23 protein-coding genes are annotated in these 20,925 nt (G+C 66.1%); 9 read left to right on the top strand and 14 right to left on the bottom strand.

Going from position 1 to position 20,925, the window contains the following annotated elements:
• Positions 1-7: 7 nt before the first annotated feature.
• Genes argS through ACSSV8_RS07570 form a run of 4 tightly spaced genes read right to left on the bottom strand, consistent with a single transcriptional unit; the run spans position 8 to position 5,466 of the window.
• Complete coding sequence (gene argS / locus ACSSV8_RS07585; protein WP_454282027.1) at positions 8-1,753, bottom strand: arginine--tRNA ligase; 1,746 nt, start codon at positions 1,751-1,753, stop codon at positions 8-10.
• Between the two features lie 53 nt (positions 1,754-1,806).
• The gene (locus ACSSV8_RS07580; RefSeq protein WP_354538327.1) at positions 1,807-2,436 is read right to left on the bottom strand and encodes a Rossmann-fold NAD(P)-binding domain-containing protein; all 630 of its coding nucleotides are present in this window, start codon (positions 2,434-2,436) and stop codon (positions 1,807-1,809) included.
• A 52-nt stretch (positions 2,437-2,488) separates the two neighbouring features.
• Positions 2,489-4,300, bottom strand: a complete 1,812-nt coding sequence (locus ACSSV8_RS07575) for a cation:proton antiporter (protein ID WP_454282026.1) — start codon at positions 4,298-4,300, stop codon at positions 2,489-2,491.
• A 2-nt stretch (positions 4,301-4,302) separates the two neighbouring features.
• Positions 4,303-5,466: a deoxyguanosinetriphosphate triphosphohydrolase gene (locus ACSSV8_RS07570; RefSeq protein ID WP_354538329.1), complete on the bottom strand. Its 1,164-nt coding sequence runs from the start codon at positions 5,464-5,466 to the stop codon at positions 4,303-4,305.
• 89 nt (positions 5,467-5,555) lie between these two features.
• Between ACSSV8_RS07570 and ACSSV8_RS07565 the strand changes: the two genes are divergently transcribed.
• Positions 5,556-5,879 carry a HesB/IscA family protein gene (locus tag ACSSV8_RS07565; protein WP_354538330.1) on the top strand — a complete coding sequence of 108 codons (324 nt, stop codon included), beginning with the start codon at positions 5,556-5,558 and terminating at the stop codon, positions 5,877-5,879.
• A gap of 57 nt (positions 5,880-5,936) precedes the next feature.
• Positions 5,937-6,719: an exodeoxyribonuclease III gene (xth, locus tag ACSSV8_RS07560; RefSeq protein ID WP_454282025.1), complete on the top strand. Its 783-nt coding sequence runs from the start codon at positions 5,937-5,939 to the stop codon at positions 6,717-6,719.
• 16 nt (positions 6,720-6,735) lie between these two features.
• On the opposite strand, the gene ACSSV8_RS07555 is transcribed toward xth, so the two are convergent.
• The 10 genes from ACSSV8_RS07555 to ACSSV8_RS07510 form a co-directional block, all read right to left on the bottom strand.
• On the bottom strand, positions 6,736-8,079 hold the full coding sequence (locus ACSSV8_RS07555) for a DNA-packaging protein (protein ID WP_454282024.1): 1,344 nt from the start codon (positions 8,077-8,079) through the stop codon (positions 6,736-6,738).
• Complete coding sequence (locus tag ACSSV8_RS07550; RefSeq protein ID WP_354538333.1) at positions 8,000-8,356, bottom strand: hypothetical protein; 357 nt, start codon at positions 8,354-8,356, stop codon at positions 8,000-8,002. The genes ACSSV8_RS07555 and ACSSV8_RS07550 overlap by 80 nt, the downstream gene beginning before the upstream one ends.
• A 203-nt stretch (positions 8,357-8,559) precedes the next feature.
• On the bottom strand, positions 8,560-9,144 hold the full coding sequence (locus ACSSV8_RS07545; protein WP_454282023.1) for a nucleotidyltransferase family protein: 585 nt from the start codon (positions 9,142-9,144) through the stop codon (positions 8,560-8,562).
• Positions 9,145-9,951, bottom strand: coding sequence for an ABC transporter permease (locus ACSSV8_RS07540; protein WP_354538335.1), 807 nt, complete (start codon positions 9,949-9,951; stop codon positions 9,145-9,147).
• Positions 9,948-10,832 carry an ABC transporter permease gene (locus ACSSV8_RS07535; protein ID WP_354538474.1) on the bottom strand — a complete coding sequence of 295 codons (885 nt, stop codon included), beginning with the start codon at positions 10,830-10,832 and terminating at the stop codon, positions 9,948-9,950. The genes ACSSV8_RS07540 and ACSSV8_RS07535 overlap by 4 nt, the downstream gene beginning before the upstream one ends.
• A gap of 57 nt (positions 10,833-10,889) precedes the next feature.
• Positions 10,890-11,609 carry a transporter substrate-binding domain-containing protein gene (locus ACSSV8_RS07530; protein ID WP_354538336.1) on the bottom strand — a complete coding sequence of 240 codons (720 nt, stop codon included), beginning with the start codon at positions 11,607-11,609 and terminating at the stop codon, positions 10,890-10,892.
• 26 nt (positions 11,610-11,635) lie between these two features.
• Positions 11,636-12,409 carry an ABC transporter ATP-binding protein gene (locus ACSSV8_RS07525; protein ID WP_454282022.1) on the bottom strand — a complete coding sequence of 258 codons (774 nt, stop codon included), beginning with the start codon at positions 12,407-12,409 and terminating at the stop codon, positions 11,636-11,638.
• A 119-nt stretch (positions 12,410-12,528) separates the two neighbouring features.
• A complete protein-coding gene (locus tag ACSSV8_RS07520; RefSeq protein WP_454282021.1) occupies positions 12,529-13,278 on the bottom strand; it encodes a phosphate/phosphite/phosphonate ABC transporter substrate-binding protein in 750 nt (249 codons plus the stop codon).
• Positions 13,275-13,712 carry a tellurite resistance TerB family protein gene (locus ACSSV8_RS07515; protein WP_454282020.1) on the bottom strand — a complete coding sequence of 146 codons (438 nt, stop codon included), beginning with the start codon at positions 13,710-13,712 and terminating at the stop codon, positions 13,275-13,277. The genes ACSSV8_RS07520 and ACSSV8_RS07515 overlap by 4 nt, the downstream gene beginning before the upstream one ends.
• Positions 13,713-13,751: 39 nt before the next feature.
• Complete coding sequence (locus ACSSV8_RS07510) at positions 13,752-14,525, bottom strand: 3-hydroxybutyrate dehydrogenase (protein WP_354538340.1); 774 nt, start codon at positions 14,523-14,525, stop codon at positions 13,752-13,754.
• 281 nt (positions 14,526-14,806) lie between these two features.
• Between ACSSV8_RS07510 and ACSSV8_RS07505 the strand changes: the two genes are divergently transcribed.
• The 7 genes from ACSSV8_RS07505 to ACSSV8_RS07475 all read left to right on the top strand — a co-directional run bounded on the left by ACSSV8_RS07505 (position 14,807) and on the right by ACSSV8_RS07475 (position 20,911).
• Positions 14,807-16,636, top strand: coding sequence for an extracellular solute-binding protein (locus tag ACSSV8_RS07505; protein ID WP_454282019.1), 1,830 nt, complete (start codon positions 14,807-14,809; stop codon positions 16,634-16,636).
• Between the two features lie 43 nt (positions 16,637-16,679).
• The gene (locus tag ACSSV8_RS07500) at positions 16,680-16,802 is read left to right on the top strand and encodes an entericidin, EcnA/B family (protein WP_210877162.1); all 123 of its coding nucleotides are present in this window, start codon (positions 16,680-16,682) and stop codon (positions 16,800-16,802) included.
• 111 nt (positions 16,803-16,913) lie between these two features.
• A complete protein-coding gene (alr, locus tag ACSSV8_RS07495) occupies positions 16,914-17,951 on the top strand; it encodes an alanine racemase (RefSeq protein ID WP_354538342.1) in 1,038 nt (345 codons plus the stop codon).
• Positions 17,948-18,733, top strand: a complete 786-nt coding sequence (locus ACSSV8_RS07490) for an MlaE family ABC transporter permease (RefSeq protein ID WP_354538343.1) — start codon at positions 17,948-17,950, stop codon at positions 18,731-18,733. Before alr ends, ACSSV8_RS07490 begins: the two co-directional genes overlap by 4 nt.
• A complete protein-coding gene (locus tag ACSSV8_RS07485) occupies positions 18,730-19,476 on the top strand; it encodes an ABC transporter ATP-binding protein (RefSeq protein ID WP_354538344.1) in 747 nt (248 codons plus the stop codon). The genes ACSSV8_RS07490 and ACSSV8_RS07485 overlap by 4 nt, the downstream gene beginning before the upstream one ends.
• An 82-nt stretch (positions 19,477-19,558) precedes the next feature.
• Positions 19,559-19,999 carry a paraquat-inducible protein A gene (locus tag ACSSV8_RS07480; RefSeq protein ID WP_454282018.1) on the top strand — a complete coding sequence of 147 codons (441 nt, stop codon included), beginning with the start codon at positions 19,559-19,561 and terminating at the stop codon, positions 19,997-19,999.
• Positions 20,000-20,146: 147 nt separating this feature from the next.
• Complete coding sequence (locus ACSSV8_RS07475; RefSeq protein ID WP_454282017.1) at positions 20,147-20,911, top strand: DNA repair protein; 765 nt, start codon at positions 20,147-20,149, stop codon at positions 20,909-20,911.
• Positions 20,912-20,925 lie beyond the last annotated feature (14 nt).

Genomic DNA, 20,925 nt, shown 5'->3' with positions numbered 1-20,925 from the left:
GCGGCGTTCAGCGCATCTCATCCAACGGAGTGACGCCAAGGATACCAAGCCCTGCGCAAATCACAACCGTCGCCGCGCGCACAAGGGCGATTTTCGCGGCAGATGTGGCCGGATCGCCCTCTTGCAGGAAGCGCAGCGCCGGGTCGTCATGGCCCCGGTTCCACAGGCCATGCAACTCGGAGGCCAGATCATAGAGGAAGAACGCAACGCGATGCGGTTCATTGGCGCGCGCGGCGATCTCGACCAGACGCGGCCATTCCGCGATCTTCTTCGCCAGCGCGAGTTCCGCCTCGTGGGCAAGCCCCGTCAGATCCGCCGCCCCGAGCGCCGCGTCATCCACAGCGATCCCCGCCTCGCGCGCCTTGCGCAGCACCGAATTCACCCGCGCATTGGCATATTGCACGTAGAAAACGGGGTTTTCCTTGGACTGTTCCAGCACCTTGGCAAAATCGAAATCCAATGGCGCATCGTTCTTGCGCGTCAGCATGACAAAGCGGGTCACATCCGCGCCCACCTGATCGACCACATCGCGCAGCGTCACGAAGGTGCCCGCGCGCTTGGACATCTTGAACGGCTCGCCGTTCTTGTAGAGCTTGACCAGTTGGCACAGCTTGATATCCACTGGCACGCGGCCATTCGAGAGCGCCGAAACGGCGGCCTTCATGCGCTTGACATAGCCGCCGTGATCGGCCCCGAACACGTCGATCAGAAGATCATAGCCCCTTGAAATCTTGTCATAATGATAGGCGATGTCGGGCGCGAAATAGGTCCAGCCGCCATCGGATTTCATGATCGGGCGGTCCACGTCGTCGCCGTGCTCGGTGGATTTGAAGAGCGTCTGTTCGCGCGGTTCCCAATCCTCGGGCATCTTGCCCTTGGGCGGCTCCAGCACGCCGCGATAGATCAGGCCCTTGCCCCGCAAATCCTCGATCGCCGCCTCGATCAGCCCGGTGCCATAGAGCGATTTTTCCGAATAGAACACGTCCATCTCGACGCCAAGCGCCTTGAGGTCCTCGCGGATCAGCGCCATCATCCGGTCCGTGGCGAAATCCCGGATCGGCTCCAGCCAGACCGCCTCGGGCTCGTCCACGTAGGCATCGCCCACCTGCGTCTTGAGCGCCTCGCCCACCTCAATCAGATAATCACCGGGATAGGTGCCATCGGCGAAGGCCACCTTTTGCCCATGCGCCTCGAGATACCGCAGGTAAACCGACCGGGCGAGCACATCGACCTGCGCGCCGCCGTCGTTGATGTAATATTCGCGCGTGACCTCATAGCCCGCGAAGGCCAGCAGGCTTGCCAATGCGTCGCCGAAGACCGCGCCGCGGGTGTGACCCACATGCAAGGGCCCGGTGGGGTTGGCCGAGACGTATTCGACATTGACGCGGCGGCCCTGCCCCAAGCCCGAGCGCCCGAAATCGGCACCCTGCGCGAGGGCGGCGCGCACCACATCCTGCCAGAGCGCGGGTGCCAGCCGCAGGTTGAGAAAGCCGGGACCGGCCACCTCGGCGCGGTCGATGCGCGGATCGGCGGCAAGGCGCGACGCCAGCGTTTCGGCGATGTCACGGGGTTTCATGCCGGCAGGCTTGGCGAGCACCATCGCGGCATTGGTGGCCATGTCGCCATGGGCGGGATCGCGCGGCGGCTCGACCGCGACATTGGCCATGTCGAGCCCCTCGGGCAGCGCGCCCGCGGCCTGCATCCCGGCAAGGGTGTCAAGCACGAGCGAGCGGATATCGTCAAAGAGGTTCATGGCGCACCTTTCATCCTGCAATCCGGGCCGGTTTATCATCCCGCGCCCGCGCGTCAATCGCCCGCGCCACCCCGCCCCAGATCGAGCACCGATCCCAGCGGGGCCACGGCCCCCGGCCAGCCCGCCACCACGTCCCGAAAGGCCGCGCGCGCATCCGCGCGGCGCGCCCTCAGAAGGTTGACCCGCGCACCCGCGCCCGCCTCCGCCTGCATGAGCGGCACAAGCGCGCGCAGCGCGGCATCATAGGCATGGGCTTCGGGCGCGGCATCGGCCTCGGGGGCACAGGCAAGGATCAGAACCTCGCCCGCCCCCCGCGCCAGCCCCGGCCAAAGCGCGCGGGTCAGCGCCGGGATGGCCGCCACCGCCGCACCGGGGCGGGCAGGCTCGCGCAGAAGATGGAGATGCAGCAGCAGGTCGATCGGCGTGTCGGTCCAGATCGCGCCGAGCCTGCGGCAGGGCATGGGGTTGAACACATCGAGGGTCAGCGTCTCGATCCGGGCCGGATCCAACCGGCCCAGCGCCAGGGCCCGCGCGTCAGACCTCTCGAGCACGATCACCGACGCGCCCTTCGCGGCCAGCATCGCGGCCAGATCAAGCCCGGTGGCACAGCCTGCCCCGGCAATCAGGACCGTCGGCCCCGCACTCCCCTGATGCACACGCACATTCCCCAACTCGATACGCATCCCACCCCCCGCACTAGCACCGGTCCCGCGCCCGATCAATGCGGCGCGGGTGTCACGTCTGCTTGCGCGGCGGGGCGAGCGCGATGAGATGCACCGCCTCACCGCCCTTGGGCGTCTCGTCGCGGGCGATGAAGCTCAGCCCGCCAGAGGGGCGCATCTCGGCCAACGGCACAGCCTCGGGATTGTCGGCTTGCCATGCCTCCAGCGGGTAATCCTCGGTCAGCCGGGTCGCGCGCACGCCCCAGCCCTGTGCCATGCGGCGCGCGATTTCGGCATGGTCGAATTCGCCGCCGATCCGCCGCCCGCCAAGCGTGGCCGGCAGGGCGTGGCGCGCGCCATCCTCGCGGGTGCGGCGCAGCTGAAACACGTTCTCGCGGCCGAATTCTGGCGCGAGGTCGGTGGCCACAAGGGTGTTGTAGGCGTCGTTGTCGGTCATCGCCACGACCTGACCAAAGCTGACCACCTCGACGCCATGCTCGGCGGCCTCCGACAGGATATCGCCGAAAAACGTGTGCAACCCCGCCTCGCGCGCCGTGCGCAGCCGGACGCGGTTGGGGTCGCTGACCAGCACCGGCACGTCGAGCTTGTCGAGCGCCTGCCCCAGCGCGGTCGAGAAGGGCGAGCCGCCCACAAGGATCACCCCCGGCGGCCCCTTCTGCGCCAGCCCGAGCGCGCGCCCGAGCGGTGCCAGCGAAAATCCGTGCAACACCACCGTCGCCGCCACCAGCGCGAAGGCCAGCGGCGTGAGCCGCGCCGCGTCCTCGAAGCCGAGGGCAACCAGCCGTTCGCCGAACAGCCCCGCCACCGCCACCAGAACCACGCCGCGCGGCCCGGTGAGCGCGACCAGCAACCGCTCGTTCATCGGCAGTTTCGTTCCCAAGAGCGACAGCAGCACCGTCAATGGGCGCACCAGCAGGATGGTCACCGCCACGAAGAGGACCGCGCGCCAATCAAGCAGCGCCAGCGCATCCATGTTCATCGACGCGGCCAGCAGGATGAACACGCCCGAGACCAGAAGCACGGTGGCATGTTCCTTGAAACGGCGCAGTTCGGCATAGCTTGGCAGGTCGGTATTGGCCATGTAGAGGCCCATCACCGTCACCGTGAGCAGCCCGCTTTCGTGCAGCGCCGTATCCGACAGCGCGAACACCCCCAGAAGCACGGCAAAGAGCACCGGCACCTTCATGAATTCGGGCACATGGCCCGCGCGGAACGCCCGCACCAGCCCCCAGCCCGCGCCAAGCCCCAGCGCCAGCGCCACCGCGATGCCCTGCGCCATCGAGACAGCCGCGCCGCCTGCCGTCTCGGAGGCGGCCATGACAAGCACCACCTCGAAGGCCAGGACTGCGGCCAGCGCGCCCACCGGGTCGTTGACGATCGCCTCCCATTGCAGCAGTTGCGCGGGCCTGCGCGCCAGCCGCGCCTGCCGCAAGAGCGGCGCGATCACCGTGGGGCCAGTCACGATCATGATGCCGCCGAACACCGCCGCCTCGGCCCAGCCAAGCCCCGCCGCGTAATGCAGCGCCAGCGTCGAACCGAGCCAGCCGAGCGGCGCGCCTATGATGACCAGCCGCCAGACCCCTTCGGCGGCACCACGCAGGCTCTGGAAATTGAGGGTGAGGCCGCCCTCGAAGAGGATCACCGCCACCGCGATGGAAACCATCGGTGCCATGAGCGGGCCGATATCGCGGGCCGGATCGAAAAGGCCAAGCCCCGGCCCCACGATCAGCCCCGCCGCCAGCATCAGCACGATGGCGGGCATCCGGAGCCGCCAGGCCAGCCATTGCGCGCCCACCCCGAGAGCGCCCACCAGCGCGAAGACCATCACCGGCGCCAGCGCGCCTGCCCCGGTTTCAATCGCCATACCTACACACCTTTCCGTGAAAACCTTGTCTTGCCCGTCAGCCGCGCATGGCTCTGGAGCGCGAACCGGTCGGTCATCCCGGCGATGTAATCGCTCACCAGCCGCGCCAGCGCCGTGCGGTCCGCCGCGCGCGCCACATCGGCGCGCCATTCGTCGGGCAAATGCTCGGGCGCGTCGAGATAGATCGGGAAAAGCGCGCGCACCACCTCATCCACCATGGCGCGCATGGCGTTGACGGCGGGCGCGCGATACATGCGCGCGAAAAGAAACGCCCGGATCGCCTGCAAATCCTGCCAGAGCGCGGGCGAAAAGCGGATCACCGGCGCGCCCAGCGCGCGCAGCGCCGCCACATCGGCGGGGGCGGCCTCGGTCAGCCGTGCGCGGCTTGTGGCAATCACGTCGCCCACCATCGCGCCAAAGACGCGGCGCAGCGCCTCGTGCCGGCGGCGCTTGGGATCGAGACCGGGATAGCGCCGGTCCACTTCCGCAAAACAATCGCCAACGATGGGTAGCGCCGCGATTTCCTCATCCGTGAAAAGGCCCGCTCGCAGCCCGTCATGCAGATCGTGGTTGTTATAGGCGATATCGTCGGCGATGGCCGCCACCTGCGCCTCGGCCCCGGCATGGGTGGAAAGCTCCAGGTCGTGGCGGGCGTTGTAATCGGCCAGCGCATAGGGCAATGGCCCCGCGACCGGACCGTTATGCTTGGCGAGGCCCTCCAGCGTCTCCCATGTCAGGTTCAGCCCGTCGAACTCGGCGTAATGCCGCTCCAGCGATGTGACGATCCGCAGCGCCTGCGCGTTGTGATCGAACCCGCCATAGGGGGCCATCAGCGCGGCCAGCGTGTCCTCACCGGCATGACCAAAAGGCGTGTGGCCCAGATCATGCGCCAGCGCCACCGCCTCGGTCAGCTCTGCGTTGAGGCCGAGCGCGCCCGAGATCGTGCGCGCGACCTGCGCCACCTCGATGGAATGCGTCAGCCGCGTGCGGTAGTAATCGCCCTCATGCGCCACGAATACTTGCGTCTTGTGCTTGAGCCGCCGGAAGGCGCTGGAATGGATGATCCGGTCGCGGTCCCGTTGAAAGGGCGAGCGAAAGGCGCTTTCTTCCTCGGGGATGAGGCGGCCGCGCGTGGCGTCGGGGTCGGTCGCAAAGGGGGCACTCATGGGCAAGGGTCCTTGTCGCGGCGCGCGTGATTCATATATGTCAGACTGAGCAATGAGATGAAACCGCCCAACTCAGCCCGAGGATCGTCATGAACCTGCCCCCCAAGGTCACACCCCGCGCCTTTGCCCGCCTCGCCGAGATCGGCGCAGGCGAACAGGGTCAGGCGCTGCGCGTCGCGGTCGAGGGGGGGGGCTGCTCGGGGTTTCAGTATGACATCCGCCTCGATGCCCCCGCCGAGGATGATCTCATCCTCGAGGGCGAAGGGCAAAGGGTCGTGGTCGATGCGGTCTCGCTGCCGTTTCTGGCCGGGGCGGTGATCGACTTCAGCGAAGAACTGATCGGCGCGCGTTTCGTCATCGACAACCCCAACGCGTCCTCCTCCTGCGGCTGCGGCACCTCCTTCTCGATGTGAGCCTTGCGCCCTGCCCGCGCCCGCGCGATAGAGGGGGCGACGGCACGGAGGGGTCCCATGCGCATCGCGTGTTTCAACATCAACGGCATCAAGGCGCGCCATGCCGCCCTTTGTGACTGGCTCGACGAGGTCGCGCCCGATGTGGTGCTCTTGCAGGAGATCAAGACCGTCGATGAGGGCTTTCCGCGCGAGTTGTTCGAGGAGCGCGGCTATAACGTGGAAACCCACGGGCAAAAGGGCTTCAACGGGGTGGCGATCCTGTCGAAACACCCGCTGGAGGATGTGACGCGCGGCCTGCCCGGCGACGAGAGCGACGAGCAGGCCCGCTGGATCGAGGCGACCGTGATGGGCGAGGCCCGCGCGCTGCGGCTCTGCGGGCTCTACCTGCCCAATGGCAACCCCGCGCCGGGGCCGAAATACGACTACAAGCTGCGATGGATGGAGCGCCTGCGCGCCCGCGCCGCCGAGTTGCTGGCCAGCGAAGAACCGGTGCTGATGGGGGGCGACTACAACATCATCCCGCAGGACGAGGACGCCGCCCGCCCCGAGGCGTGGGCCGAGGACGCCCTTGCCCTGCCCGAGAGCCGCGCCGCCTTTCGCCGGATCGTGCACATGGGCTTCACCGAGGCGTTCCGCGCGCGGGTTCAGGGGCCGGGGCATTACAGCTTCTGGGATTATCAGGCCGGCGCGTGGGAGCGCAACAACGGCATCCGCATCGACCATTTCCTGCTCAGCCCGCAGGCGGCCGACCTGATGACCGATTGCGGTATCGACAAGGCCCTGCGCGGGCGCGACAAGCCCTCCGATCACGTTCCCGTCTGGGTCGAGATCGACGCCTGACGCGCCCTGCCCCGGCTCACATCGCGCGCATCCGGGGCGCGCGCCACCTGGCACTGGCCTCGACGATGAGATCGGTCAGCGCCCAGACCAGCGCATCGGCGCGGTCCGGACTGCCGCGCCCCTCATAGCCGCGCGCGGTCATGGCGCACATCTGGTCCTCCAGCCGTTCCAGCCCCTTGAGGTGATGCACCCGCCCCTGTTCATAGAGCGCTGCGACCGGCTCGGCGCGCAGCACCTTGCCGCGGCTGGCATGGACCTTGCGCAGGGGCACCAGCGGGTCAAGCTGGCGGATCACCTGTTCCACCAGGTCGCCGCCCTGGTTGACCTCGGCCACCAGCCGCTCGGCCCCCCAGCGGTCCATGGCGCGGATCGCGGCCTCGGCCCATTGCGCGGGGCTTGCCCCCTCGACGCTGGCATCCTCCAGCACATAGGCGCGCCAGTCCTGCACCGGGCCGCGCGTGATGGCCCCAGCCACCACGATCCCGCAGGCATCCGACTTGCCGTGCCCGGTCACCGGCGGGTCGATGGCCACCACGATGCGGTCAAGCGCCGGGGCCTCGGCCACGCGCCCCGCCTCGATCATGCGGGGCGTCCAGAGCGCATCCTCGGCCTCGTCCACCAGCACGCCGTCAAGCTCCTGTCGGCCAAGCCGCGTGCCCGCATAGCGCGCGCGCACCTCCTCGAGGAAGCCCTGCGCCAGATTGGCGGCATTGGCCTCGGTCGGCGCGCTGGTGACCACGGTGCTGTCGCGCGCCATGAGGTCCTTGAGCACACCCACGTTGCGTGGCGTGGTGGTCACGCAGACGCGCGGATCCTCGCCAAGGCGCAGACCGAATTGCAGCATGTCCCAGGTCTCTTGCGCGCGTTTCCACTTGGCCAGTTCGTCCACCCAGGCCCCGTCGAATTGCGGCCCGCGCAACGACTCGGGCTCATGCGCGGAAAACACCTGCGCGATGGCCCCGTTCGGCCACAGAAGCCGCTTGCGCGTGGCCTGCCATTCGGGGCGGCGATCGGGGGGAGAACAGGCCATGATCCCGCTCTCGCCAAAGATCGTCACCTCGCGCACCTGATCGACCGTTTCGCCCACCAGCGCCATGCGCGCACAGTGCCCCGGATCGAGCGGGCGCGCACCCTCGACCTGCGCGCGCACCCATTCGGCCCCCGCCCGCGTCTTGCCCGCGCCGCGCCCGCCCAGGATCACCCAGGCGCGCCAATCGCCCTCGGGCGGCAATTGGTGCGGCATGGCCCAGAACTCGAAAATCCAGGGCAACGCGAAAAGCTCACCCTCGGTGAGGGCAGCGAGGAAGTCCTCCTGTGCATCGGGCCCTTCTGAGACGATCCAGGCGGCAGCCGATCTCATGTCGGGCCGCGTCGAAATCGATGGCAAATCCGTGGGCAATGCCACGCTCCTGTTGTCTGCGTTTGTCAAGTTGCGCCTCCGCTTCAATGGCGATCTTGAGCCATTGCCGGATCTCGGCGGTGGCCCGTGTTGCGTTCTTCAGTTCTCCGAGGTCCCCGGCCCGGATTTTCAGGTAAAGCTCTTCCAGCTCCTCGCGCATGTCCGCGAGTTGCTGCTCGAGCGCGTTGATCGAGGTGGTCAGGCCCGAAGGCCGCTCCTCCGGGGTGATCAGAACCATGCGTGTCGCTGCCTCATGCCGTTGCCTCTCTTGCCCAAGGGTCTCCGCCCGTGCCGACACGAAAAAACGGCCTCCGGGGATACCCCCGGGGCCGCTTGCCCACCTCGTCCAGCATGTCAAAAGACATACGTCAAATAGTTCGCAATGTCAATAGCTTACGCGCCAAAGCTCAGGCTGCAAACGTGCGCCGCCGCAAGGGTTTGTCAAGGATTTCGTGCCCGCCAGGCCGCCCATTCCTCGGGCGTGTCGAGATCGGTCAGGGCCCGCTCTCCGGGCAAGGGGCACAGGGTCACCGCGTGACACGAGAGAAGCGCGCGCGCGCCTTCATCGCCCGAGAGCGCCGCCATCCCGGGCAGAAGTGCCGCGGGGAAAATCACCGGGTGACCGGGCCTGCCGTCCTCGGATGTGGCACGAAGAATTGTATTTTCATCATAGGCTTGAAGAACGCTCTTCAAGTCCTCTTGCCGCAAATCCGGCATGTCGGGTAAAAGCACCATCAGCCCCTTCACGCCTTGCCCCCGCGCCCAGTCCGCGCCTGCCCGCAAGGAGGCCGCCATGCCCTCGGCGGCCTGCGCCACCTCGCGCCGCGCAACCGGCAGACCACCGAGCACCGCCGCGCGCGGCCCTCCGCCCGGCGGCAGCGTCACCAGCACATCGGCGCTGATCGTCAAGGCCACCTCGGCCCGCTCGCGCAACAGCGCGCGGCCGCGCACCACCTCCAGAAGCTTGTCGCGCCCGCGCATCCGCCGCGATGCCCCCGCTGCCGGAAGAAGCACCGCGACCGCCATTCAGCGGATCAGGTTGAGCCGCAGCTTCAGCCCGCGCCGCGCCTCTTGCGGCAGATGCCGGTTCAGGCGGCGATTGACGAGCCCGAAGCCGCTGATCACCACCAGCGTCAGCAGGATGAAATAGAAGGCAAGGATCGGATAAGGCACGAAGGGGTTGAAGGTCTTGTCGGCGAAGAACTGCGCGTAATAGAGCGCGTCGCCGCGCTGTGCCCAGGCCGGAAAGCCCGAGAAGAACACCAGCGTGGTGGAGTGAAAGAGAAAGATCGCCTCGTTGGTGTAGGCAGGCCAGGCCAGCCGAAGCATGGTGGGCCAGACGATCTTGCGAAACCGCCGCCAGCCCGAGAAGCCATAGGCATCGGCCGCCTCGACATCGCCCTTGGGGATCGAGCGCAGCGCGCCATAGAAAATCTCGCCCGAATAGGCGGCAGTGTTGAGGAAAAGCACGATCAGCGCCCCCAGCCAGGCCGAGGTGAAGGCGTCGAACACCGGCGAGACGGATTTAAGCGAGAGAAACAGGAAATAGGCGAAAAAGAACTGGATGAAGAGCGGCGAGCCGCGAAAGATGAAGATGAACCATTCCGACGGCTTGCGGATCAGCGGATTGCGCGCGCCCTTGCCAAGCGCCACCGCCGTGGCCAGAAAGAACCCGGCAAAAAGCGCCACCGCGCCGAAATAGATGTTCCAGATCATGCCCGAGCCGATCAGCGTGAAATGCTCGCAGAGCGTATAGCCGTCGCGCGGCAACAGCCGCTCGCCATAGCCGAGAGAGCGCAACCCGTAATCCTGAATGGTCTGAAGGCAGCTCATGCCGCCGCCCTCCGCTGCGCTTCACCGCCCGTTGTGGCCTGCCCGTGGCTGAGGCGCTGCATCACCCGCTCCAGCACCACCTCGGAGATGCGCGTGAGGCCGAGATAGAAAACCAGCAGCGCCAGGAAATACCACATCCGCCAGTCGCCATGCGGATAATCGGTGAAGCGCGGATTGGCGGTGCCGCCGAGTTCCCGCGCCCAGTAAACGATATCCTCCACCCCCAGCAGGAACAAAAGCGGCGTGGCCTTGGTGAGCACCATCCAGAGGTTGCTCAGCCCCGGCAGCGCATAGACCCACATCTGCGGCACGAGGATGCGCCAGAAACTCTGGCGGCGCGACATGCCGTAAGCCTCGGCGGTCTCAAGCTGTGCGCGCGGCACGGCGCGCATCGCGCCATAAAGGACATTTGCGGCAAACGCGCCGAAAACGATGGCAAAGGTCAGCACCGCAAGGAAAAAGCCATACGTCTCATGCACCCATTGCGGTGAATTGCCCAAGGGCAGCTTGGCCGCCTGACAGACCACGAAATCACTGCCCTGCCAGATCTCGGCCTCCCAGTCGGGGCATTTGATCTTGTGGCGGACCACCTCGAACAACTGATCGAGCGCAATGACGAAAAAGAGGAAGAACGCGATATCCGGCACGCCGCGCACGATGGCGATATAGCCCTTGCCGATCCATGCCACCGGCCAGATGCGCGAGCGCGCGGCCATCGCCCCGCCAAAGCCGAAGGCCAGCGCGGCGGGCGCGGTGATCGCCAGCAGCAAAAGGACCGTGAACACGGCGGTGTAGAGGTTGGCGTGTTTGGCCGTGGTCAGGTAACACGACAGCCATTTCAGCCCCTCAAGACTCGATGGATCGGCGCAAAAGGAAAAAATGGCGGCCTCCCTCGGGCTGCGGGGCCCCCGCGCATACCGCGCGGAGGCCTCAATGGCTCACTCGAAGGTCGAGGCCACTTCCCATTTGGCGATCAGCGCGTTGAGCGTGCCGTCATCCTTCATCGACTGGATCGCGGCGTCGAACTTGGCGCGCAGATCGTTGTCGGACTGCCGCAGCCCCATGCCGACACCACCGCCAAGCGGCACGTCCTCACCCACGAATCGCAGGTCGGCATCGGCCTCGGCGATCGGCGCGAGATAGGACTTGTCGGCCAGAACCGCATCCGCCTCGCCATTGCGCACGGCGGCGACGGTTTCCTCGGGCGTGGCGAACTCGACCAGCGTGGCACCCGATTCGGCGACATAGCCCGCCTGAATGGTGCCGGTCTGCGCCGCGATCACGCCGCCCGAAAGGTCGACACCGTCGGACATGCCGAGATAGGCCGAGGGATCGGGCGGGGTGTAGTTCTGGGTGAAGGCGATCACCTGCGCGCGCTCCTCGGTGATCGACATGCCCGCGATGATCGCGTCATAGTTGCCCGAAACGAGGTTCGGGATGATGCTGTCCCAGTCGTTCGTCACCCATTCGCAGTTGAGTTCCGCGCGCTTGCACAGCTCGTCGCCAAGCTCGCGCTCGAAGCCGTCGATCTCGCCCTTGTCATTGATGAAATTCCACGGCGCATAGGCGCCCTCGGTGCCCAGACGCACCACATCCTGCGCCAGCGCCGCCCCGGCCATCATGGCCATCGCAGCGGTGGTGATCAGTAGTTTCCTCATGGTTTACTCCCTCTTGGTTGATGATTTCAGACGGCCATGGTGGAGCTGAGAAAGCCCCGCAGCCGTTCGGATTTGGGCGCACCGAAGAGGTCGGCGGGCGCGCCCTCCTCCTCGATCAGGCCCTGATGCAGGAAGACGACGTGATCGCTCACATCGGCGGCCATCTTCATGTCATGGGTGACGATCATCATGGTGCGGCCCTCGCCTGCCAGGTCCTTGATGACGCGGATCACCTCCTGTTCAAGCTCCGGATCGAGCGCCGATGTCGGCTCATCGAACAAGAGCGCCTCGGGCTCCATGCAGAGCGCGCGGGCGATGGCGGCGCGCTGCTGCTGCCCGCCCGAGAGTTGCGCCGGGTAGACATCGCATTTGTCGCCGATGCCCACCTTGTCGAGATAGCCGCGCGCGGCCTTTTCCGCCTCGGCGCGGTCACGCCCCAGCACCGTCACGGGGGCCTCCATCACGTTTTGCAGGATGGTCATATGCGCCCAGAGATTGAATTGCTGGAACACCATGCTGAGATTGGTGCGGATGCGCAAAACCTGTTTGGCATCCGCGGGTTGTCTATTCAGGCCGGTGCCGCGCCAGCGCACCGGCTCGCCGTTGAAGAGGATATCGCCCTGCTGGCTGTCCTCGAGCAGGTTGGCACAGCGCAGGATGGTGGATTTTCCCGAACCGGACGAGCCGATGAGCGAGACGACATGGCCCCTCGGCGCGGTGATGTCCACGCCCTTGATCACCTCCAGCGCCCCATAGGCCTTGTGCAGGTTGCGGATCTCGATGACCGGCGTTTCAGACACGCGCGTCCTCCCTGATGGACGAAATCTTTATGCTTTCGTGACACTAGGACGGAAAATTCTGCGCATTGCAACTTGCAAAGCGGCGAAATGGCGGCGTGGGCGTCCGAACTGACGCCCCGTCAGGCCAAATCGGCGGCAGGGAGCGCGGGGATGGGCAGCGCGCGATAGGTCTCGGGCGGCAGATAGGTCACGCCGCGCAGCCCGAGCGTGGCGCGATCCGCCTCCGAGAGCGCGGCCAGCGCCTCCGAAAGAGCAGCGCGGATCGGGGCAGGGTCGCGGGTCATGGCGGTGATGAAGGGCAGCGCGGGGGTGGGATCGGTGCGCCCGATCACGCGCAGGGCGCGGGCAAAGCCGTCATGGCGCGCGATGAGCGCCCATGTCAACGCATCAATCGCGGCGATATCGGCGCGCCCTTCGGCCACCGCCTGCGCGGAGAGGCGATGCGCGCCGGTGCGCACTGTCGGGCCGAAGGCAAAGCCCTGAGCGGCCGCATGGGCCTGCGGCGCGGCCCAGCCCGATTGCGACAGCGGCTCGTTATAGGCCAGCACAGCGCCCGCGAAATCCTGCGGGCGCGGGCGCGGATCATCCGAACGCCCCACGAAGACGCTGTAATACCGGCCCTCCGGGCAATCGGGGAGGTCATGGACCGGCGTTGCCACAAGCCGCACACGGTCATGCAGCCGCGCGCGATAGGGCAACCCGCAGGTTTGCGACAGGATCAGCTCCGGGTTTTGCCACTCTGCCCAGAGATCACCCCCGCGCGTCAGTTGCGAAGGCCCCTGCCCCAGCCGGTCGCGCACGCCCTGCCAAAGCCGATCATTGGCGGCGGCCGTCTCGGGGCGGTCATACATGGGCAGGCTGGCGATCACCCGCGCATCGCCTTCTGACGCGCGCGCGCACTCTCCTGATCGGTGAGGCCCAGAAGACTGGCCACCAGCCGCATGAGCGAATCCTCATGCGCCTCGCGAGTCCCATCGGCAAGCGCCACCTGCCACAGCGCCTCGATCACCGCCGCACGCGCCTCGTAGGGCACGGCGTCCTTGATCGCGCGGGTGAAGCGCACGGTGTCGGGCGCCTCAGCCTCAAGCGCCTCGGCATCGGCGCGCAAAGCCTCGGCCTGCGCGGCGTCAAGCCCGTAGCGTTCGGCGATGATTGCGGTGATGCGCGCGCGCTCGTCGGCATCGTAATGCCCGTCGCTGCGCGCAAGGCGCACCATGAGCGCCGACAGCGCCAGCCGGGCGTCGGCATCGGGAAGGGGGTCAGGGGCGGGGGCCAGAAGCCGGGTCAGAAAATCAGCAAACATGCCCCTTCATAGCCCAGCCAACCGCCCCCGCCAATGGCCTCAGAGCGCGGTCCAGCCGCCATCGACGCTGATCGTCGTGCCGGTGATCTGCGCCGCCGCGTCGGAGCAAAGGAAAAGTGCTGTGCCGCCCATCTGTTCGGTGGTGGCGAATTCCTTGGAGGGTTGCCGCTCCAGCATGACCTTCTCGATCACCTCCTCGCGGTCCATGCCGTATTTCTCCATCGTGTCGGGGATCTGCGCCTCGACCAGCGGGGTGAGCACATAGCCGGGGCAGATCGCGTTCGCCGTGATCGGTTCGCGCGCCGTTTCAAGCGCGGTGACCTTGGTAAAGCCGACAATGCCATGCTTGGCCGCCACATAGGCGGATTTGAAGGGGCTCGCGGTCAGGCCATGGGCCGAGGAGATGTTGATGATCCGCCCCCAGCCGCGCTCGCGCATGACGGGAAGTGCCGCGGCGGTGGTGTGAAACGCCGAATTGAGGTTGATGGCGATGATCGCATCCCACTTTTCGGTCGGAAACTCGTCGATCGGCGCGACATGCTGAATGCCCGCATTGTTGATCAGGATATCGCAGCCGCCCGCCTTTTCGATCAGCGCGCGGCACTCATCGGGTTTGGACATGTCCGCCTTGATATAGCGTGCCGTCGTGCCGGTCTCCTCCGAGATGCGCTTGGCGAGCGCGTGATCGTCCTCCGAATCGGTGAACGAGTTCAGCACCACGTTCACGCCCGCGCGGGCCAGTTCCTCGGCGATGCCGAGGCCGATGCCCGAATTCGATCCGGTGATGACGGCCGTCTTGCCTTTGACACTCATGCCCAGTCTCCCAATGATTATTGCGCTTGCAGCATATATGCCGCATCAGCGAAATGCACGGGGCATCAGCGATCACGTCACCGAGAGGGCCAAAAAAAACCCCGGCACAAGGCCGGGGTATAGTCATTGAGGCAGGTTTCATACAGGCAAGAAACCTATCGAGCAGTGCCCTTGTTATAAGCAATCCCGCGCCGCTATCCAAGCTAAAAGTTTGAAAACGCGAGACTCGCGTTTTAGGGTCGGGGCCAATGAAACAAGGCAGAGCAGGAATTGTTGCGCAAATGACACCGGATTTTTTCCGCGCGGGCCGCGTCCTGATGGCCGCTCTTGCCCTCGCGCTTGGCGCTCCTCTGGTGCAGGCTGACCCGGCCCATGGCATAGCTATGTATGGGGCCCCCGCCCTGCCACCTGATTTTGTGTCGCTCCCCTATGCCAACGCGCACGCCCCCAAGGGCGGTCGCATCGTCACCGGCAATGTCGGCAGCTTCGATTCGCTCAACCCGTTCATCCTGCGCGGCACCCCGCCCTGGCAATTGGTCAGCCTCACGCATGAGACACTGATGGGGCGATCTTTCGATGAACCGTTCAGCCTATACGGTCTTTTGGCCGAATCGGTCGAGACCGACGCGGCACGAACATGGGTCGAATTCACGCTCCGGCCCGAGGCCCGATTCTCTGACGGCAGCCCGGTCACGGTCGAGGATGTGATCTGGTCCTATCAAACCTTGGGCACGCGCGGGCATCCGCGCTATCGCGCCTTCTGGGACAAGGTGGCGCGGATCGAGGCGACGGGGCCGCGCTCGGTCCGGCTGAGTTTCACCGAGTCGGACCGCGAACTGGCCCTGCTCGCCGGTCTGCGCCCGATCCTGCAAAAGGCGCAGTGGGAGGGGCGCGACATCGCCGAGGGCGGGCTTGACGATGTGCCGCTTGGCACCGGCCCCTATGTCGTGGTGGGATACGAGGCGGGCCGCTTTGTCCGGCTCACCCGCAACCCCGACTACTGGGGCCGCGATCTGCCGCTGCGGCGCGGCACGGCCAATTTTGACGAGATCCGGATCGAGTTTTACGGTGACGACACCGTGCTCAAGGAGGCGTTCAAGGCGGGCCTGCTCAGCTATGTGCGCGAATTCAACGCCGAGGCCTGGGCCACGCAATACGATTTTCCGGCCGTCGCGCGGGGCGACATCGTTTTGAGCGAAATTCCGCACGCCAAGCCCTCGGGGATGACCGGGTTCGTGATGAACACACGCCGCCCGCCGCTGGATGACTGGCGGGTGCGCGAGGCGCTGATCACCGCGTTCAATTTCGAATATATCAACGACACGCTGACCGGCGGGCGGCAGCCGCGCATCACGTCCTATTTCTCGGGCTCGGATCTGGCCATGCGTCCCGGCCCCGCGACGGGGCGCGTGCGCGAGTTGCTTCTGCCCTTCAAGGACACGCTTCTGTCCGGCACGCTGGAGGGCTACGCCCTGCCCGTGGGCGACGGCACCGCGCGCAACCGCGCGGCCCTGCGCCGCGCGCGGGCCCTTCTGGAAGAGGCGGGATGGCGGATCGAGGATGGCCGCCTTGTCAACAATGACGGACAACCACTTGAACTTATGGTGCTTCTGCAACAGGACGGACTCGTGTCGCAGACCGGGGCGATGATGGATATCTATGCCGCCGCCCTTGACCGGCTGGGCATCCGGTTAACGCTCGAGGCGGTGGACCGCGCGCAATATGCCGAGCGCGAGGCGCAGTTCGATTTCGACCTCACGATGATGCGCCGCGCGCTCTCGCTCAGCCCCGGCAACGAGCAATTCTTCTATTGGGGAGCCGAGCATGCCGACACACCCGGCAGCCGCAACCTGATGGGGATGCGCTCGCCCGCCGCCGAGGCGATGATCCGCGCCATGCTCACCGCCGAAACGCTGGACGACTTCACCGCCGCCACCCGCGCACTCGACCGGGTGCTGACGGCGGGGCGCTATGTCATTCCCGTCCATCAATACGCGGTCGGTCGTATTGCCCACCGGGCCGATCTGACCTATCCTCAGGACCGTCTGCCGATCTATGGGGACGGCATCCATTTCCTCCCCGAGGTGTGGTGGCAAAAGACACCCGACTGAGGCGGTCGCAACGCGCGCAGAAAACGAGGCACAGGCAGCACCCATGCGAAAACTGATCATTCTAGCCCTTATCGCCGGAACCGCCGGACTTGCCGCCTGCAACACGGTCGAGGGCGTCGGGCGTGACATTTCCGGTGCCGCACGCGGCGTCAAGAACGCGCTCTGAGACCCGCCCTTCGACCGCATCGGATCCTCGACGCCCTCCCGCTCGGGGGACGGCGTTGCGTCGGGCCGCTTTCCCCTTGACGCCCCGCCCCATCCTGTCAAAACCGGGCCCATGAGCACCGCGACCCTCACAATCGACCTCGACGCGCTCGTGGCCAATTGGCGCGCGCTCGATGCCGTGAATACCGGCGAGACTGCGGGCGTGGTCAAGGCCGATGCCTATGGTCTTGGCATGGCAAGGGCCGCGCGTGCGCTTGCCCGCGCCGGTGCGCGCCACTTCTTCGTCGCCGTGGCCGAGGAAGGCGCGGCCCTGCGCGAAGTCCTCGGAGAGAGCGCCACGATATACGTGTTTTCCGGCCATATGCCGGGCGATGCGGACATGATCGGCGATTGCCACCTCGTGCCGATGCTCAACTCGGTCGAGCAGTTGATCCGCCATGCCGAGGCCCTGCCTGGCCACGCCTTCGGCATCCAGCTTGACACCGGCATGAACCGGCTGGGGATGGAGCCCGCCGAATGGCAGGCCGTGCGCGAGATCGCGCTGGCACAATCCCCGGCGCTGATCATGTCGCATCTGGCCTGCGCGGATGAGCCGGACCATGCCATGAACCCGCGCCAGCTGGCACTCTTCCGCGAGATGACCGACGGGCTCGACATCCCGCGCAGCCTTGCCAATACCGGCGCGATCCTGCTGCATGCCGACTATCATTTCGACCTCGCCCGCCCCGGCATCGGGGTCTATGGCGGCGCGCCTTTCGGGGATGCGCGGCCCGTGGTCACGCTCGACATTCCGGTGATCCAGTGCCGCGATCTGGAGGAGGGCGAAACCGTGGGCTATGGCTGCGATTTCGTCGCCGCGCGCGCCACCCGCATCGCCACGGTCGCGGCGGGCTATGCCGACGGCATCCTGCGCGCCATGGGACCGAAAACCAGCCTCTGGGCCGAGGATACGCCCTGCGCGATCGCAGGGCGTATTTCGATGGACCTGATCGGCGTCGATATCACCGATCTGGGCCACGATCCCAAAACCCTGCAATTGCTTGGCCCCCATCAGGGCATCGACCGGCTCGCCGACAACGCGGGCACAATCGGCTATGAAATCCTGACCTCACTGGGGGCGCGCTACACGCGACGCCATATCGGCGCATGAGCTACATCCTTGGTTTCCTCGCGGCCATCGGGCGCGCGACGCTGGCCGCGCTGGCGGGTGTCGGCCGGTTCACGCTCTTCGCCGCCGAGACGGTCAGCCATCTGTCGCGCCCGCCCTTCTACTGGCGCGAATTCGGTCATGCGCTGGTGCAGATCGGCTGGCTCTCTCTGCCTGTCGTGGGTCTCACGGCGCTCTTTACGGGGGGCGCGCTGGCGCTTCAGATCTACGCGGGCGGCGCGCGCTTCAACGCCGAAACCGTGGTGCCCTCGATCGTGGCCATCGGGCTGACGCGCGAGCTTGGCCCCGTGCTGGGCGGCCTCATGGTGGCCGCGCGCGTGGCCTCGTCGATTGCCGCCGAGATCGGCACCATGAAAGTGACCGAGCAGATCGACGCGCTGACCACGCTCTCCACCAATCCGATGAAATACCTCACCCTGCCGCGCGTTCTGGCCGCGACCCTTGCCGTGCCGCTGCTGGTGGGTGTGGGCGATGTGATCGGCATCATGGGCGGGTTTCTGGTGGGCGTGGGGCGGCTCGATTTCGGGGCGGGGGCCTATCTCAAGACCACGCTCGATTTTCTCGAAACCTGGGACGTGGTTTCGGGCCTGATCAAGGGCTCGGTCTTCGGCTTCATCGTGGCGCTGATGGGGTGCTATCATGGAATGAATTCCGGCCGCGGCGCGCAGGGCGTGGGGCGCGCCACGAAAACGGCGGTGGTCGCGGCCTCGGTGCTGATCCTTGCTGCCAACTATATCCTGACCGAGGTGTTCTTTTCCGCATGATCGAGCTTAGCGATGTTCACAAGGCTTTCGGCGCGAACCGCGTGCTGCGCGGCGTCGACCTGACGATCGCGTCGGGAACCTCGATGGTGATCATCGGCGGTTCGGGGACGGGCAAATCCGTGGCGCTGAAATGCGTGCTGGGCCTGATCCGGCCTGACAGCGGCACGATCACGCTGGACGGGCAGGACGTGACCAAGGGCGACCGCGACGCCTTTCTCGCCCGCTTCGGGATGCTCTTTCAGGGCGGCGCGCTCTTTGATTCGCTGCCGGTCTGGCAGAACGTGGCCTTTCGCCTGCTGCGCGGCTCGCTCAAGCGTCCGGTGAAGGAGGCGCGCGAGATCGCCATCGAGAAGCTGCGCCGCGTCGGCCTCAAACCCGATGTGGCCGATAAATTCCCCGCCGAACTGTCGGGGGGCATGCAAAAGCGCGTGGGCCTCGCCCGCGCCATCGCGGCGGAACCCGAGATCATCTTTTTCGACGAGCCGACAACCGGCCTCGATCCGATCATGGCGGGCGTGATCAACGAGTTGATCCGCGAAATCGTGGTCGAGATGGGGGCCACGGCGATGACCATCACCCATGACATGACCTCGGTGCGCGCCATCGCCGACAATGTGGCGATGCTGCATGACGGGGTGATCCAATGGACCGGGCCGGTGGCGGATATGGACCAGTCGGGCGATCCCTATCTCGACCAGTTCATCCACGGCCGCGCGGAAGGGCCGATCGAGGCGGTGCGGTGACATCCCGCACCAGGAATTTTCAAAAATTCTTGGCAAAAATTCGCAAATTTTTGCGTGCACCCGCGGAGCGAAGGCGAGAATCGTGACCAGATACGCCAACCTCGCGCTCCTGATCCTCTTCCCCGTGGCATGGTTCGCCCCCCTCCTGCGTGCGGGCATCGCCCTGCCCCTCTTCGGCCTGTCGGAAATCAGCATCATCTCCGGCTTGCAGGAATTATGGCAAAGCGACGTCTACCTTGCCCTGCTGGTCACGGTCTTTGCCCTCTTCGCGCCCTATCTCAAGACCATCGGCCTGGCATTGGTGCAGTTCGATCTGCTGGCCGCCCGCGCCCTGCCCGCGCTGCACCTCCTGGGCAAGCTGGCGATGGCCGATATCTTTCTGATCGCGCTCTACATCATCGTGGTCAAGGGCGTGGGTCTGGCGCGGGTCGAGGTGGCCTGGGGGCTCTATCTCTTCAGCGCCTGCGTGCTGGCCTCCATCTCCATTGGTCACTTGACGAACAAAGCGCCTCCATCCCGCTGAACTGTCCACACTTCGGCAACAGTTGACTGTGGCTCACAGGCCGGTCTCCAAGACTTGACAGCCGTTTGAAGGAATTAACGCTTTGCGAGCGGCGCAATCGGCGTAAACTCGCCTATATTGAAACTGGGATTTTCTTGGGGGGAATTCATGGTCTCGCAGATGAAATCCATCGGGATGCTGCTTGCGGTGCTTTTTCAGCGCCTCGCCACGCTTACATTCCTCATCGCCGCGCTTGCCCTTTCGGGGGCCACGATCGCCGCCGCTTTCGGGCTGGTCCCATGGCTGGCGCTGGAGGCCCGGTTTGGCGACATGACCTATGACAATGCCGGTCAGATCGCCCAGACCGGCCTCACTGTTCTGGCGGTGCTCTTGTGCTTCTACCTGCCCGCCAATGCGCGCATCATGGCGCTCGAGACCTCGCACCGGCGCTTCAATCTCGGGATGCAGGACGTGGCGCGCGCCTATGCCATGGCCCATGCCGCGGACCGCGCGGGGCTGTTCCGCATGTCCTCGGAGTTTGATGCGGTGCGCGAGCGGCTGGCCTATCTGCGCGACCACCCCGAGCTTGGCAGTCTCGAGCCGGACCTGCTCGAAGTGGCGGCGCAGATGTCGCATATCAGTCAGGAACTGGCCGATGTCTATTCGGACGACAAGGTGGCGCGCGCCCGCGCCTTTCTGCGCCAGCGGCAGGAAGAGGTGGAGACGTTCAATGCCCGGCTCGATCAGGCCAAGGCGATCAGCCGGGAATTGCGCCATTGGGCGCATGAGGTGGACCTTGAGGAAAGCGTCGCCGCCAGCCAGCTTACCCGCCTGCGTGACGAGTTGCGCGCGGTGCTGCCCGAGTTGGGCATGGAAGAGACGCTGCGCAGTGACGGCACGGTGATAGACCTCGGCAAGAAGGCTGCCGAATAGGGCGTGGCGCTGTG

The organism is Roseovarius sp. MBR-79 (assembly GCF_053628555.1).
Note: the sequence above shows the minus strand (reverse complement) of the source record. Positions and strands in the feature narration are given on the sequence as shown.